The organism is Arthrobacter sp. AG258 (assembly GCF_004364695.1).
Taxonomy (GTDB): domain Bacteria; phylum Actinomycetota; class Actinomycetes; order Actinomycetales; family Micrococcaceae; genus Arthrobacter.
The window spans coordinates 38,963-54,324 of record NZ_SOBI01000001.1 but is presented as its reverse complement, the minus strand read 5'-3'; the positions used below and the strand labels follow the sequence as shown (position 1 = coordinate 54,324).

The 15,362-nt window shown below is 67.0% G+C and carries 11 protein-coding genes and 1 pseudogene; 6 read left to right on the top strand and 6 right to left on the bottom strand.

The window, feature by feature from the left end:
- The first annotated feature begins 241 nt into the window (after positions 1-241).
- Positions 242-535 carry a co-chaperone GroES gene (gene groES, locus DFO47_RS00185; protein WP_003805290.1) on the top strand — a complete coding sequence of 98 codons (294 nt, stop codon included), beginning with the start codon at positions 242-244 and terminating at the stop codon, positions 533-535.
- 79 nt (positions 536-614) lie between these two features.
- Positions 615-2,225: a chaperonin GroEL gene (groL, locus tag DFO47_RS00180; protein ID WP_018760377.1), complete on the top strand. Its 1,611-nt coding sequence runs from the start codon at positions 615-617 to the stop codon at positions 2,223-2,225.
- Between the two features lie 74 nt (positions 2,226-2,299).
- On the opposite strand, the gene DFO47_RS00175 is transcribed toward groL, so the two are convergent.
- Positions 2,300-2,902: a dihydrofolate reductase family protein gene (locus DFO47_RS00175; protein WP_109044405.1), complete on the bottom strand. Its 603-nt coding sequence runs from the start codon at positions 2,900-2,902 to the stop codon at positions 2,300-2,302.
- 68 nt (positions 2,903-2,970) lie between these two features.
- On the opposite strand from DFO47_RS00175, the gene DFO47_RS00170 reads away from it, so the two are divergent.
- Positions 2,971-4,494 (top strand): ATP-dependent DNA ligase, encoded by a 1,524-nt coding sequence (locus DFO47_RS00170; protein ID WP_133830288.1) that lies wholly within the window; start codon positions 2,971-2,973, stop codon positions 4,492-4,494.
- Between the two features lie 38 nt (positions 4,495-4,532).
- On the opposite strand, the gene DFO47_RS00165 is transcribed toward DFO47_RS00170, so the two are convergent.
- Entirely contained in the window at positions 4,533-5,501 is a 969-nt protein-coding gene (locus tag DFO47_RS00165) for a DUF389 domain-containing protein (RefSeq protein ID WP_133830287.1), read from the bottom strand.
- A 125-nt stretch (positions 5,502-5,626) separates the two neighbouring features.
- Between DFO47_RS00165 and DFO47_RS00160 the strand changes: the two genes are divergently transcribed.
- The 3 genes and pseudogenes from DFO47_RS00160 to DFO47_RS00150 all read left to right on the top strand — a co-directional run.
- Complete coding sequence (locus DFO47_RS00160) at positions 5,627-7,699, top strand: acyltransferase family protein (RefSeq protein ID WP_109044408.1); 2,073 nt, start codon at positions 5,627-5,629, stop codon at positions 7,697-7,699.
- A gap of 202 nt (positions 7,700-7,901) precedes the next feature.
- Positions 7,902-9,413 carry an IMP dehydrogenase gene (gene guaB / locus DFO47_RS00155; RefSeq protein WP_018760372.1) on the top strand — a complete coding sequence of 504 codons (1,512 nt, stop codon included), beginning with the start codon at positions 7,902-7,904 and terminating at the stop codon, positions 9,411-9,413.
- Positions 9,414-9,519: 106 nt separating this feature from the next.
- Positions 9,520-10,656, top strand: a pseudogene (locus tag DFO47_RS00150) (DUF222 domain-containing protein); the annotation flags it as partial.
- A gap of 545 nt (positions 10,657-11,201) precedes the next feature.
- Here DFO47_RS00150 and DFO47_RS00145 read toward each other — a convergent pair.
- The 4 genes from DFO47_RS00145 to DFO47_RS00130 all read right to left on the bottom strand — a co-directional run bounded on the left by DFO47_RS00145 (position 11,202) and on the right by DFO47_RS00130 (position 15,341).
- Positions 11,202-11,981, bottom strand: a complete 780-nt coding sequence (locus DFO47_RS00145; RefSeq protein ID WP_133830286.1) for a CPBP family intramembrane glutamic endopeptidase — start codon at positions 11,979-11,981, stop codon at positions 11,202-11,204.
- Between the two features lie 134 nt (positions 11,982-12,115).
- Positions 12,116-12,904: a DeoR/GlpR family DNA-binding transcription regulator gene (locus tag DFO47_RS00140; RefSeq protein ID WP_018763027.1), complete on the bottom strand. Its 789-nt coding sequence runs from the start codon at positions 12,902-12,904 to the stop codon at positions 12,116-12,118.
- 98 nt (positions 12,905-13,002) lie between these two features.
- Entirely contained in the window at positions 13,003-14,214 is a 1,212-nt protein-coding gene (hutI, locus tag DFO47_RS00135; protein WP_133830285.1) for an imidazolonepropionase, read from the bottom strand.
- A gap of 11 nt (positions 14,215-14,225) precedes the next feature.
- Positions 14,226-15,341 carry an FAD-dependent oxidoreductase gene (locus DFO47_RS00130; RefSeq protein ID WP_133830284.1) on the bottom strand — a complete coding sequence of 372 codons (1,116 nt, stop codon included), beginning with the start codon at positions 15,339-15,341 and terminating at the stop codon, positions 14,226-14,228.
- Positions 15,342-15,362: the final 21 nt, after the last annotated feature.

The following is a 15,362-nucleotide window of genomic DNA, read 5'->3' as shown; positions in this document are numbered from 1 at the left end:
GCCTGGGCCCCCGCTGCTTCCGAAACCGCGCCCAACGGAATACGCCGATGACGAAAAACTGGCACTCGCCTTGACCGAGTGCTAACCCTTACATAGAGTTTCAATTAGCACTCTCCCCCGGAGGGTGCTAACACATGAAGAGCTGCCAGCCAGGCTGCTGCCGGCACCGCGACGACGGTTTGCCAGCCACGGCGGAAAGCTTTCCAGTCCACGAATTTGCTGACGAAAAGGAGAGGTCCGAGTGTCGGTCTCTATTAAGCCTCTTGAGGATCGTATTGTTGTCCGCCCGCTCGAAGCCGAGCAGACCACGGCTTCCGGCCTGGTCATCCCGGACTCCGCACAGGAGAAGCCGCAGGAAGGCGAAGTTGTTGCAGTAGGCCCCGGCCGCTTCGAAGACGGCAACCGCGTTCCTGTCGACGTAGCCGTTGGCGACGTCGTCATCTACTCCAAGTACGGCGGAACCGAAGTCAAGACCGGCGGCACCGAGTACCTCGTGCTGTCCGCCCGCGACGTCCTGGCGATCGTCGTCAAGTAACTCTTTCGGATCCCCGTGCCGCCGGCCACGCTTATGCTGGCCGGCAGTGCGGGGTTTCTGTCTTTGAAAGGACAAAACCATGGCAAAGCAGCTTGCGTTTGACGACGCTGCACGCCGGGCCCTCGAGGCCGGCATCGATAAGCTCGCCAACACCGTCAAGGTGACGCTCGGCCCCCGCGGCCGCAACGTCGTCCTGGACAAGAAGTGGGGCGCCCCCACCATTACGAACGACGGCGTCACCATCGCCCGCGAAGTCGAACTGGACGACCCCTACGAGAACCTTGGCGCCCAGCTGGCCAAGGAAGTCGCCACCAAGACCAACGACGTTGCCGGTGACGGCACCACCACCGCCACCGTCCTGGCACAGGCCCTGGTCAAGGAAGGCCTGCGCAACGTTGCCGCCGGTGCTGCCCCCGGCCAGATCAAGCGCGGCATCGAGGTTTCGGTTGAAGCCGTCGCCGCGCGCCTGCTGGAGAACGCACGCCCCGTCGAGGGCACCCAGGTTGCCAACGTTGCCGCCATCTCGGCGCAGAGCGACGAAATCGGCGAACTCCTCGCCGAGGCCTTCGGCAAGGTGGGCAAGGATGGCGTCATCACCATCGAAGAGTCCTCCACCACCCAGACCGAACTGGTCCTCACCGAGGGCATGCAGTTCGACAAGGGCTACCTGTCCCCGTACTTCGTCACCGACGCAGAACGCCAGGAAGCCGTCCTCGAGGACGCCCTGATCCTGATCAACCAGGGCAAGATCTCCTCCATCCAGGAATTCCTGCCGCTGCTGGAAAAGGCGCTGCAGAGCTCCAAGCCGCTGTTCATCATCGCCGAGGACGTCGACGGCGAGGCCCTGTCCACGCTGATCGTCAACCGCATCCGCGGCACCCTGAACGTCGTGGCCGTCAAGGCACCGGGCTTCGGTGACCGCCGCAAGGCCATGCTCCAGGACATCGCCACCCTCACCGGCGCACAGGTTGTGTCCCCGGAACTGGGCCTGAGCCTGGACACCGTGGGCCTGGAGGTGCTCGGCACCGCCCGCCGCATCACCGTCACCAAGGACAACACCACCATCGTCGACGGCGCAGGCTCGGCCGAAGACGTTGCGGCCCGCGTCGCGCAGCTGCGCGCCGAGCTGACCCGCACCGACTCCGATTGGGACCGTGAAAAGCTCCAGGAGCGCCTGGCCAAGCTGGCCGGCGGCATCGGCGTCATCAAGGTGGGTGCTGCCACCGAGGTTGAGCTGAAGGAAAAGAAGCACCGTATCGAGGACGCCGTTTCCTCCACCCGCGCTGCCCTCGAAGAAGGCATCGTGGCTGGTGGCGGCTCAGCCCTGATCCACGCCCTGAAGGCACTGGATGAGGACCCGTCCGTCAAGGCACTCGAAGGCGACGCTGCTGCTGCCGTGGGCATCGTCCGCCGCGCCCTGGTCCAGCCGCTGCGCTGGATCGCCCAGAATGCCGGCTTCGACGGCTACGTCATCACCTCCAAGGTGGCCGACCTCGAAACCAACAACGGTTTCAACGCCAAGTCCGGCGAGTACGAGGACCTGATCGCTGCCGGTGTCATCGACCCCGTCAAGGTCACCCGTGCTGCCCTCCGCAACGCGGCCTCCATCGCCGCCCTGGTTCTCACCACCGAGACCCTGGTCGTGGAGAAGCCGGCCGAAGAGGACGAGCACGCAGGCCACAGCCACTGATCCTGCCCGTCTTCACCTGCAGAAAACCGGTCCAGCATCTGCTGGGCCGGTTTTTTGTGCACCCGGGGCTCGGCTCAGGTTGCGGCCATCTCGGACGTTTCAACCCCGCCCGCGCGTTCGTACACCAGCGAGACAGCCCCTTTCGGGAAGCTGCGTACCGGCTCGGCGAGGCGGTACGACGCCGGGACAGTGCCGGCGTCGAACAGGCGTTTGCCCTGGCCCAGCGTGACCGGATAGAGCCAGAGGTGCAGCCGGTCCAGGACATCCGCAGCCAGCAGCGAGCGGATCAGGACGCCGCTGCCGAACATGTGCACCTCCCCAAACTCGTCACCGAGGCGTCCTGCAGCCCGTTCATCCGGCAGGACTGTGGTGCCTGCCCAGCCTGGCCCGGACAGCGTGCGCGAGACCACGAACTTCGGTACCCGGTTGAGTGCATCAGCAATGTCCCCTGCCTGGTGCGGCCAGTAGGCCGAAAAGATGTCGTAGGTCCGCCGGCCGAGAAGCAGGGCATCCATGCGGCCAATCTCTGCGGCAATGGCGGCGCCGCCCTCGTCGTCGGACACCGGTGCCTGCCAGCCGCCGAAGGCGAACTCTCCGTAGGTGTCTTCCTCCCGGCCGCCGGGAGCCTGGTAGACGCCGTCGAGGGTGATGAACAGGTTTGCCACGATGAATCCCATGCGTCCAGTGTGGGAGGGGCCTTGGGCGCTGTCCAGAGCAGGGAGCCGGCGCGTGGCAGGATGGTGCCATGCTGCTCCTCGAGCTCGTCAAAACCTCGGACGCCGTGGCGTCCACCCGCTCCCGCCTGGCGAAGGTGGATGCACTGGCGGACCTGCTGCGCCGGCTTGAACCGGCGGAGATTCCGACGGCGGTGGGCTTGCTGGCGGCGAAGCCCCGGCAGGGCCGTGTTGGTGTCGGATGGCGCAGCGTCGCGGCTTCGAAGGCCGAACCGGCCCTGGAAGCAAGCCTCACTGTGGCCGACCTCGACGCGGCCCTGGACACGCTGCTCGCCACCGCGGGGGCAGGTTCGGCGGCCGGTCGCGCCGCGACGCTCGGGAACCTGATGCGGGCTGCGACGGCGGGGGAGCAGGGTTTCATCTCCGGCGTCCTGCTGGGTGAGCTGCGCACCGGCGCCCTCGACGGCGTCCTGGCCGATGCCGTGGCCCGCGCTGCGGACAGGCCCGTTGCCGCCGTACGGCGTGCCGCGATGCTCTCCGGGGATCTCGGCGGGACCGCCCTGCTCGCCATGACCGGGACCGCAGCCGAGCTGGAGGCGGTGGGCCTCGTCGTCGGCCGCCCCGTGCAGCCCATGCTTGCCGCCACGGCGGCCAGTCCAGGCGAAGCCCTGGAAACCACGGGAGAAGCCTCGGTGGAATACAAGCTCGACGGCGCCCGGATCCAGGTCCACCGGTCCGGCGCCGAGGTCAGCATCTACACCCGCAACCTCGCCGATGTCACGCACCGCCTCCCGGAGGTGGTTGACCTGGTCCGCGGGCTGCCGGTGCAGGATGTGATCCTCGACGGCGAGACCCTGGCCCTCGGTGAAGACGGCGGCCCGCGGCCGTTCCAGGAAACCATGGCCCGGTTCGGCGCGGATGCCGTGCGGGAAACGGTACTGCACCCCTGGTTCTTCGATGTTCTGCACATCGACGGGCGGGACCTGCTGGACGAACCGTTGTCGGTGCGCATCGACGCGTTGGAACGGATTGCCCCGGACCATCGGATCCCGGGCGAAATTACGGCGGACCCGGAGGTTGCTGAACGGGTGTCCCGCGAGGCGCTGGCTGCGGGTCACGAGGGTGTGGTGGTGAAGGCCATCGGGTCCGCCTACGCCGCCGGACGGCGGGGATCCAACTGGGTGAAAGTCAAGCCGGTGCTCACCTACGACCTGGTGGTGCTTGCCTGTGAATGGGGGTCGGGCCGCCGGACCGGGCTGCTCTCGAACCTGCACCTCGGCGCACTGGACCCGGACGGGGACTTCGGCGAACCAGGCGGCTATGTCATGGTGGGCAAGACCTTCAAGGGGCTCACCGATGAGCTGCTCCGCTGGCAGACGGAGACATTCCAGGAGCTCGAGGTGCGCCGCACCGCCGGCACCGTGTGGGTTGAGCCGGTCACCGTCGTCGAAATCGCCATCGACGGCGTCCAGCCGTCACCGCGCTACCCGGGCGGGATCGCCCTGAGGTTCGCCAGGGTGAAGCGCTACCGGGACGACAAATCGCCGGCCGAAGCCGACACCATCCGGACCCTGCGGGCCTTGCTGCGTCCTTAGCGGACTGTGCCTTGTCGGCTGTGCGGGTGCTGGGGCGCTCAGTGGCGCAGGCCGCTCCGTTGGCCCCGCACGCTGTGCGCCGCTGCCGCGGGCCGCCGCCTGGCCACCAACCGGTAGAAGAGAAGGACCGCGACCGCGGCCACGACAATGCCGACGAGGTTCAGCAACAGCTGCAGGGCCGAGCCGGCCGCCTTCGGGTATTCACCCAGCACCAAGGCAACGGCAACGTACCCGGCGGCCGGGACCGTGGTCACCGAGATGAATACGCCGATGAGTGCCGCCGAGCGCCTGCCGATAATCGACAGCATGCCCGCGATACCCGCCAGCACGGCAACGATCAGTGAATAAGGGCCCGGATGGTAGATGAATTCGACGGCCGAACCCGTATCCAGGGCATTGCGCGGGAAGAGGCCCAGCGGGATGGACAGCCATGCAGTCAATGCCGCCAGCAGCATGGCCACGGGGAACCCGACCCCCAAGGCAATGGCGGCGCGGCGGCCAAGCTTCCACTGCCGGGTGGCCAGCGAAACGGCGAGGGCGGCCAGCGGCCCAAACTCCGGTCCCACCGCCATGGCACCCACAATTGCGATCGGCGAATCGGTCACGATGCCGATTCCGGCGAGCTGGGTTGCCAGCACCAGGAAGGCCAGGAAGTTCCAGGTCAGCCTGGAGTCCTCACCGGTTTGGCGCGTTACGTCGTCCCAGATCACCGCGTCCGCGCCGTCCCCGGGAGCGGCATGCTCCGCCCGGTCGGCACTGCTGGAGAGCACGAACTCCGGCGTCGTCATGGCCACGGATCCCACGTCGCGGATCTTCAGGACCTGGAGCTTCTCCAGGAGTTCCTCCACGGATTCCCTGGCGACCTGGACCTCGATGACGTCGCCCGCCGGCACCACGGACGCGCCGGGAACCAACGCCACCCCCGCCGTTCCCACCTGGTCCCGGCAATACTGCACCGTCACCTCGGACAATTCTTTGGGCACGCAAATCCGCAATTGGACAATCACGCCGGCTCCCTTCCGCACCTCGGCCCAGCTTAGTTCGCGCCCGACCCCGGATTGGCCCTTCCAAACCCCGGTGCGTAGGCTTAATGTTTTGGCTGGCCGGCGGCGTGAGGGGTTTTGGAGTGTCGATGACAGGAACCCGGACAGCGCCGCAACCAGCGGGACAAGCCCCCGGACGCGACCGTAAACCGACCTTCCGGCCAGAGGTACAGGGACTGCGTGCACTGGCGGTCCTCATGGTCGTGGCCTATCACGTCTGGTTGGGACGCGTGTCCGGCGGGGTGGACGTATTCCTGCTGATCTCGGCCTTCCTGCTCACGCTCTCCTTTGTCCGCAAGGCAGAGTCCGGCCAGCCCTTCCGGCTGATGGCCCATTGGCTGCACCTCTTCAAGCGCCTCCTGCCGGCCGCCGTCGTGGTGATCCTCGGGGTGCTGGCCGGCACATGGCTGATCCTGCCCCAAAGCCGCTGGCCGCAGATCCTGGACCAAGCCTGGGCCTCGCTGTTGTACAGCCAAAACTGGGTACTGGCTGACGCCGCGGTGGACTACTACGCCCAGGACCACGCAGGAGCCAGCCCGCTGCAGCACTTCTGGTCCTTGTCCATCCAGGGGCAAGTCTTCATCCTGTGGCCGCTGATCTTCGCCGCAACCGCCGCGCTCCTGCCCGCCGCCCGCCGGATCCCCCTGTTGCGCCGCATGGCCTACCGGGGCCTGCTGGCCGTGGTTTTTGGCGTGGTGTTCGCCGCGTCCCTGGCCTACTCGATTGACCAGACGGCCACCAACCAGGCCTACGCATACTTCGATACCGGCGCCAGGCTCTGGGAGTTCGCCCTCGGGTCGCTGCTGGCGCTGGCGTTGCCGTACCTGCGGCCCGGCCGCGCGCTGAGGGTGGTCCTGGGCTGGGCAGGGCTCGCCGGCATGGTCTCGTGCGGATTGCTCCTCACGGTCGACAGGTCCTTTCCCGGCTTTGTGGCCCTCTGGCCCACACTGGCCGCCGCCGCCATCATCGTCGCCGGGCAGTCCGGCAGCCGCTTCGGCGTGGACAGGCTCCTGAGCAGCCGCCCGGCGGTCGCCTTGGGCGACAACTCCTACGCCCTTTACCTCTGGCACTGGCCCCTGCTGGTGCTGGCCCTGGCGGCCACGGGGGTGGAGGCGCCCAACCTCAAGCAGGGCCTCGGGATCGTTGCAGCCGCCGTCGTACTTGCCTTCCTGACCACCCGCTTCGTTGAAAAACCGTTGCGCGACTGGCACTGGCCCAAGCTCCGGGCGTGGCGCACCGCCGTCGTCATAGTTGCCTGCGGTGCGCTGCTGGCCGGTCCCGTCGCCGTCTGGCAGACATCGCTCACCGCGGAGGAAAGCGCGACGGCGGCACAGCCCCGGGAGCTGACGCCGGGTGCGTTGGCGCTCACCCCGGAGAACGAAAACGTGCCGGCTCCCCGGGCAAGGACCATTCCCGGCCCGACTGCACTGGACAACGACTGGGCCGGAATCGACTCGCCCTGCACGGGTTCAAACGCCACGGACGACCCCATCCTGGAGGGGTGCCGCCAGGAGCTGCCGGAAGAACCGGCCACCAAACGCATCGTGGTGCTGGGGGATTCGCACGCCCAGCAGTACCTTGCCGCCCTGGCTCCGGTGGCCGCTGCACGCGGTTGGGAACTGGTGACATTACTCATGCCCGCGTGCCGGTTCGGCGCGGAATCGGAAACCCGCAACGCGGAATGCAACGCCTACAACAGGGCCAGTTCCGCCTACGTCCTGGAACATCGTCCGGATGCTGTCTTCACAGTGGCGTCGCTGACGCATGAGGACGCGCCCTTCGAAACGGAGGTGCCCGGCTACCTTGCAGGAGTCGCTCCGTTCGCCGAGGCGGGCATCGAGATCGTGGGCATCCGGGACAACCCCAGGTTCACGTTCAACATGCCCGAGTGTGCGCAACGCAACGGCGCCGACGCGCCGGAGTGCAACCCGTCGCTGGCCGAGTCCCTCGTGGAGCCCTCGCCGCTGGAGAACTACCGCGGCAAGGTACCGGGCCTTCACCTGATGGATATGAGCGACTTCATCTGCGCCCGCGGCGTCTGCCCTGCCGTCGTCGGGAACGTCTACGTCTACAAGGACGACAACCACCTGACCCGGACCTATGTGGAGACCATGATCCCCATGTTCGAGCAACGCCTGCTGGCCGCAACCGGATGGAGCTGAGTGCGGTTGCTCACATTGCGGGCCTGGAATAGGGGGATCGGGCCGGAGGTTCTAATATTTAGTCAACACTTTCTGCCCCCGGAACGCCGTATCCCACGGTGGTCCCGCAAGAACGTCTGCACAGGCCAGTTCCGTAATAACGGGCTGGTCATCGGCTGCAACCCCTACCCGTGACCCAGCAACCAAGGTAAGAGGCGCACTCATGACCGAGCCCGAACACAATCCTTTTGGCTTCATTGGCCTGACCTACGACGACGTCCTGCTCCTGCCGGGCCACACCGACGTCATCCCCTCCGAGGCCGATACCTCATCGCGGATCTCCAAGCGGATCAGCGTGCAGACCCCCCTGCTCTCGGCAGCCATGGACACCGTCACCGAGTCCCGCATGGCCATCGCCATGGCCCGCCAGGGTGGCTTGGGCGTGGTGCACCGCAACCTCTCCATCGCAGACCAGGCGGACCAGGTGGACCGGGTCAAGCGGAGTGAATCGGGCATGATCACCAACCCGCTGACCATCCGCCCCGAGGCCACGCTCCGGGAACTGGATGACCTCTGCGCCCACTACCGCGTGTCAGGCCTTCCCGTGGTGGACGAGGACAACCGCCTGCTGGGCATCGTCACCAACCGCGACACCCGCTTCGTACCGGAGTCCGACTTCCCGCTGCGGCTGGTCAGCGACGTCATGACCAAGATGCCCCTGGTCACCGGCCACGTGGGCATCAGCCGCGACGAAGCCTCCCACAAGCTGGCCACCAATAAGATCGAAAAGCTTCCGCTCGTGGACGAGCAGGGCCGGCTCAAGGGCCTGATCACCACCAAGGACTTCACCAAGGCCGAACAGTACCCGCTGGCCACCAAGGACGACGAAGGCCGCCTCCGCGTAGGTGCAGCCATCGGCTTCTTTGGTGACGGCTGGGAGCGCGCCATGACCTTGGTGGACGCCGGGGTGGACGCCCTGTTCGTGGACACCGCCAACGGCCACTCCCAGGGTGTGCTGGATATGATCCGCAGGCTGAAGTCCGATCCTGTTGCCGCGCACGTGGACATCATCGGCGGCCAGGCCGCCACCCGCGAGGGCGCCCAGGCACTGATCGACGCCGGCGCCGACGGCATCAAGGTGGGCGTTGGGCCCGGCTCGATCTGCACCACCCGCGTGGTGGCCGGTGTGGGTGTTCCGCAGATCACCGCCATCTACGAGTCCGCCAAGGCGGCCATCCCGGCCGGCGTTCCACTGATCGCCGACGGCGGCCTGCAGTACTCCGGCGACATCGGCAAGGCCCTGGTGGCCGGTGCCGACACCGTCATGCTCGGTTCCCTGCTCGCCGGCTGCGACGAGTCCCCGGGTGAGCTGATCTTCGTCAACGGCAAGCAGTTCAAGTCCTACCGTGGCATGGGGTCGTTGGGTGCCATGCAGTCGCGCGGCAAGAACACGTCCTACTCCAAGGACCGCTACTTCCAGGCGGACGTTTCCGGCGACGACAAGCTGATCCCGGAAGGCATCGAAGGCCGCGTGGCGTACCGCGGCCCGCTGTCCTCGGTGGCCTACCAGCTGGTGGGCGGCCTGCGCCAGACCATGTTCTACACCGGCGCGCCGACCATCCCCGAGCTGAAGGCCCGTGGCAAGTTCGTCCGGATCACCTCCGCCGGGCTGAAGGAATCGCACCCGCACGATATCCAGATGACGGTGGAAGCACCGAACTACGGTTCGCGGTAGGCACAGGAGTCAACAAAGGAGGCAGGGTTTCGGCCCTGCCTCCTTTTGTTTTCCGCGGCAGGCCTTGTAGTCTTTGAATGTCGGACCCTGGTTGGATGATGTTTCCATGGGAATCGGTGCGGATCTGGCGGTGGTGATGGAGGGTGTTTCTGCCTCTGTCGCTGCGCTCGATCTACTCACCCGCGAAGATGATTTCCTGGCTGCCGGTACCGGCACTGGCGCTGATGTTGATGTGTTGCAGCGGCGGTATGAGTTATGTCTGGGGCGGCTGGAGGTGGTGGCCCGGTTGGAGGCGCAGCTGGCGGCGGTGAAAGCCCAAGACGTGGCGGATGCCATTGGGTTCCAGCGTGCTTTGCTTCCGCCGGACGCCCCGGTGGAGGAGCGCACGTTCGCGGAGATGTCGGTGGTGGAGGAGATCGCTGGGGTCCTGACCATCAGTTCGGGGGTTTCCGGGGCGTTGGTGGAGCAGTCCCGGCGGGTTTGTTCACTGCCACCTGTGTTTGAAGCCTTGGCTGCGGGTGGGGTGTCGTGGCAGCACGCCCGGATCGTGGCCGACGAAACCGAAGGCCTCACCCCTGCAGGGGCGGCCGGGTTGGTGGCGCACTTCTTCGACCCCGACGCGCCCAACCCCGCCCGGGGCGCCGCGCCCGGTGACCTTGTCCCGTCCCGGTTCCGGGCGAAGGTCCGGGCCTGGCGGGAACGCCACCACCCCGAAACCCTGGAAAAACGCCACGCCAAGGGGGTGGCGGACCGGCGGATGGACTACGCCCCGGACCACGACGGGATGGCCTGGCTCTCGCTCTACCTGCCCGGGGACACCGCGTGCGCGATCTGGAACCGCAGCACCGCCACCGCCCGCGGCCTCCAAACCCCCGACGAGCCCCGCACCCTCACCCAGCTGCGCGCCGACGCCGCCGCGTCCCTGCTCCTCGGCGCCGGGCTGCAGCCCACCACCAAGCACACCGCCGCGGCCGCCGACACCGAACCCGCCGCCGCGGCTGCGGGTTCCGGTAATGACGCAAGTCCGGGATGTGCTTCCACTGACATCGGCAAGATCCCCACGCCGCGGGCCGATGTCCTGGTCACGGTCCCGGTGTTCTCCCTGCTCGGCCTCACCGAGGAGCCGGCCGTGCTGGACGGATTCGGGCCGGTCCCGGCATCCATGGCACGCAAGCTCGTCGCCGGCGGCGCGGAATCGTTCTACCGGGTCCTGGTCGACCCCCGCGACGGGGCACCCCTGGAAATAGGCCGCACCCGCTACCGGCTCCCGGAGACCATCAAACAATGGCTCCGGCTGCGGGACACCACATGCACCTTCCCCGGCTGCACCAACCACACCCCCGACAACGACACCGACCACCTCAACCCCTGGCACCACGGCGGCACCACCGGAACCCACAACCTGGCCCAACTCTGCCCCCGACACCACCGCCTCAAACACCACAGCACCTGGACCCCCGACCCAGCCACCAAAAACAAACCACCCGGCTGGACCTCAGCCACCGGCCGCCACTACAAACCCGAACAACACGACCCCCAACCAACCCACTGGCCACCAGAAACCCTGCCGCTTGCCGAACTCCCAACGTGCCCGGATCCGGAAACGGAGGAGCCTGACGGGAACTTGATTGAGCCGGATCAACTCCCTCCAACAGATCCTGTGTGGGACGACTTCTACGCTATGCCGTTCCTCCTGCCGCCAGACCCGGCGAGGCGATGGGACGTCGCTGCTGTCGTTGATGTGACAGCGCACGTAGGGGGCGAGCCGCCGAGGCTAATGCCCCACGCCTACCCCAGCCCCACGGCCTTGCCAAAGAGGCTGAAGCCGACGAACGCCACGATATCCAACAACGCGTGGGCGACGACCAGCGGCATGACGCGGCGGGTTCGGGTGTACAGCCAGGCGAAGACCACCCCCATGATTGCGTTGCCGATAAATGGCCCGAAACCCTGGTAGAGGTGATAGCTGCCGCGGAGCAGCGAACTGACGGCGATAGCGAGAGGCGTGCTCCAGCCGAATTTGCCGAAGCGGTCCAAGAGGTAGCCCACCACAATGACTTCTTCCAGGACCGCGTGCCTGATCGCGGACAGGATCAGGACCGGCACCGTCCACCAGTAGGCGTCGAGCGCACTGGGAATGATCGCCGTCGTGATTCCCAACGCGCGGCCGGCGGCGTACAGCCCCAGCGACGGGATCCCGATCAGGGCCGCCAGCCCCAGGCCCTGCAGCAGGTCCCTTCCGGGCCGCGCAAAGTTGAACCCAAGCTTCCGGAACGCCGAACCTGATGAACCGGCGTCGCCCGGGGCGGCCTGGCGCTGGTCCGTGAGGAAGTAGAGGACCAGCAGCACGGGAACCAGCGCAAAGATGATGTCCAGCAACTGGTAGGTCAGGTCAAAGTACTCCCGCGTACTCTGCGACCGGTTCAGGGTGGAGGTTCCCTCCGCCAGTGGCGCACGGGTCATCTTATCCAGCAGCTGCACCACAGAGTACACAGCCGACTGGCCGAGTGACAGGCCCAGAACGATCCAGACTTCGAGCCGCAGGCGACGGCGGGAGGGAACCAGCATGTTCCCATCTTGCCCTCAGTTTCTGGATCCGGGCTGATGGAGCGGCCGGAGGGAACCACAAGCCGGGGCAACACCAAGGATCCAGGCAGCACACCAGAGGGCGCACAGGCCACGCTTACACCAGCTGCCGGGCATCAGGCAGGCGCGATAATAACTTCCGTACCCCGGGCTTCGAAGGCCGCCTTGTCGTGGGCAGAAATGCCGGAGTCAGTGATGAGCCGGGTGAAGTCGTAACCGTCCATGGTGGCGAAGGCCCGGACGCCCACCTTGGAAGAGTCGGCCAGGACGTACGAGACGCGGGCGCGGCTGGCGAGCAGCGCATTGACCGAGGCCTCCCCTTCGCCGGTGTTGGTGGGTCCCACCTCGGGGTCGATGCCGTTGACTCCGATGAATGCGATGTCCAGCACCACCTTTTGCATGATGATGTCCGTATAGGGCCCAACCAGCTCGTAGGAGCGGGGGTTGAGGATGCCCCCGGTAACCATCACCTTGATGTTGGGCCGCACCGCGAGCTGGCCGGCGATGTTGATGGCGTTGGTGACCACGGTAAGGGTTGGCTGGTTGGACGGGGCGTTCAGGTCTTCCCGCGTCGCAAGGATCTGCGCCAGGGCTGTGCTGGTGGTGCCCCCGCACAGCCCAATGACTGCTCCAGGCCGGATCAGCGCCGATGCACACTGCGCGATCTGTTCCTTGGCCTCTGCGTGGTCGTCACGGTTGTAGCGTCCGGGCAGGTCGTAGGCCAAGGCACCGGTAGTGGCGCCGCCGCGGGTCCGGGTCAGCAGCCGCCGCTTGGCAAGGCTGTCCAGGTCGCGGCGGGCAGTGGCCGGCGAAACATTCAGGCTGCTGACGATCTCGTCAACTTCCACTTGGCCGGTTCTGGCCAAGAGGTCAAGAATGGCCGTCAGCCGGTCTGTGCGCGTCATGCAGGGGGCCTTTCAGTACACCAGCCACCCTATCGGATGACGTTTTCTGATTATAACCCCGGGTAAACAATCAAGAACAATCACATAACCGGCAATCTTTACCGAGCCCGCACTCCGGCACGCCACACAGCGTACGTCAGCGGCATGCCCGGGCGGTAAGCGAGGTGGGTGGCGGAGGGTGCGTTGAGCAGGTGGAGGTCGGCCCGGTGGCCGACGGCGATCGATCCTACGGCCCGCTCGCCGTCCGCGTCACGCCCCACCTCCCGGTGCAGCGCCAAGGCACCGCCATAGGTGGCAGCACGGACGGCCTCGTGCACGCTCAGGTGCATCTGGAGCACGGCAGTGGTCACGCAAAATGCCATGGAACTGGTGTAGGACGTGCCCGGATTGCAGTTGGAGGCCAACGCCACCTGGACGCCAGCATCAAGGAGTGCGCGCGCCGGTGCCAGCGGCTGGCGGGTGGACAGGTCGCATGCGGGCAGGCAGGTGGCCACCGTGCCCCGCTCCCCCGTGCCGGTGGCCGGGTCCCACGCGGACCACGAGGCCGCCAGGGCCTTGACGTCCCGCCCGGAAAGGTGGTTCACGTGGTCAACACTGGCAGCGCCCACCTCGATGGCTAGTTGGACGCCCGGCCCTTCGCCCAACTGGTTGCCGTGCACGCGCAGGCCGAGCCCGGCGTCGCGGCAGGCCAGGAGCACGCGGCGCGACTGCTCGGCAGTGAAGGCACCTTCCTCGCAGAACACGTCCGCCCACTGGACATAGGGCCTGACGGCGGCCAGCATCGGCCCGCAGACCAGGTCCGTGTAGGCCTCGGCATCCTGGCCGGCGGGAACCAGATGCGCACCAAGATAAGTCACCTGGTCTGCCACTGTGGAAGCGATCCGGGCGCTCCGGGCCTCATTCTCAATGTCCAGGCCGTAGCCGGTCTTCGTCTCCAGGTAGGTGGTCCCCTGCGAGACGGCCTCAGCCACCCTCCCCATGGCCAGGCGCGTGAGGTCAAAATCGGATGTGGCCCTGGTGGCATTCATGGTGACAGCGATGCCGCCGGCGGCGTAGGCCTCGCCGGCCATCCGGGCTTCGAACTCGGCGGTGCGGTCCCCGGCAAAGAGCAAGTGGCTGTGGGAGTCCACCCATCCCGGCAGCATGGCCCGCCCGCCGGCATCGACGGCGTCGTCCGCGGCAGGTGCATCGGCCGCCGCGCCAATCCACGCGATCCGTTCCCCGTCCACTACCACGGCGGCGTCCCGCAGGACCCGATGTTCAAGGTCCTGCGTCATCAGCTCGGCGATATTGGTGATCAGGGTGCTCATGGGACCATTCTTCAGCGTCGAATGGACCAGCGTGTGGCAGCAAGTGCCTCCACTGTCCGGGATGCCGGACCGGCCCCGTTCGCACCGCCGCCACCGGATTGCCCGGCAAGGATCTGGGTGGCTGCAAACTCCGCCATGGCTGCGGAGGTCTGGAATCCGTAGCCGCCCTGCCCTGCGAGCCAGTAGAACCCCGGCGCTTCGGCGTCGAAGCCCGCCACCGGCACCCCGTCCGCCGCTTCGGTGCGCAGGCCCGTCCAGGCACGCCGGATGTGGGTGATCCCGAGGGCAGTCGTGGAGTTCAACATGGCCACCAAGCGTTCCACGTCGCCTGGCCGCGGACGCGCATCCTCGGGGCCGCTGGGCACCGTTTCGGACGGGGAAATCAGCACATCCGGGCCGTCCGGCCGGAAATAGAAAGAATTGTCCGCGGCGGCCACCATGGGGCTGTGTCCAGGCAGGGAGCGTTCGACGGCGGCAATCGCCGCAGTCCGCCGGTACGGCTGGAGGCCGAGCTTCTCGACGCCGCTGATCACGGCGAGTTCATCGGCCCAGGCACCGGCCGCATTGACCAGGACCCCGGCCTCAAAGCCTTCGCTTCCGGCGCCCACCTGCCACCCCGAGCCCTGCCGCTGGGCCGAGTGGACGCGGGCGCCCGTGATGATGTCCGCCCCGGCAGCGAGCGCCCTCTCGCGGTGATCCGCCAGCAGGACAGGGGCGTTGCATCCGAAGGAACCAGTGTCCAGCCCTGCGGCGGTAAACGTTCCCGGCAAGAGCGCCGGGCAGAGCTCGAGGGCACGGTCCACCGTGATCGGCTGCATGTGTCCGCTCGCCTCGGATGCCACATCCGGCTCCGAGCCGATCAACATGAAACTGCGCGGCGCCAGAACCGGTTCGGGCAGTTCCCTGTCGCGGGCGGCAAGCAGTTCGAGGGTCCGGACGGTGAGTTCCTGCACCACGGGAGGCCCATAACTGGGGATGAGCTGGCGGGCGGAGCGGGAGGACGTGTGGTACGCCAGTTCCTGCTCCGCCTCCACCAGCGCAACGCTGCAACGCCCCGCCAGCGCGGACGCCAAGGACAGGCCGGCGATGCCGCCGCCTACGATCAGGACATCGTAATGTGCTGCCATTGGTCCATCCTCGCAGAGTTC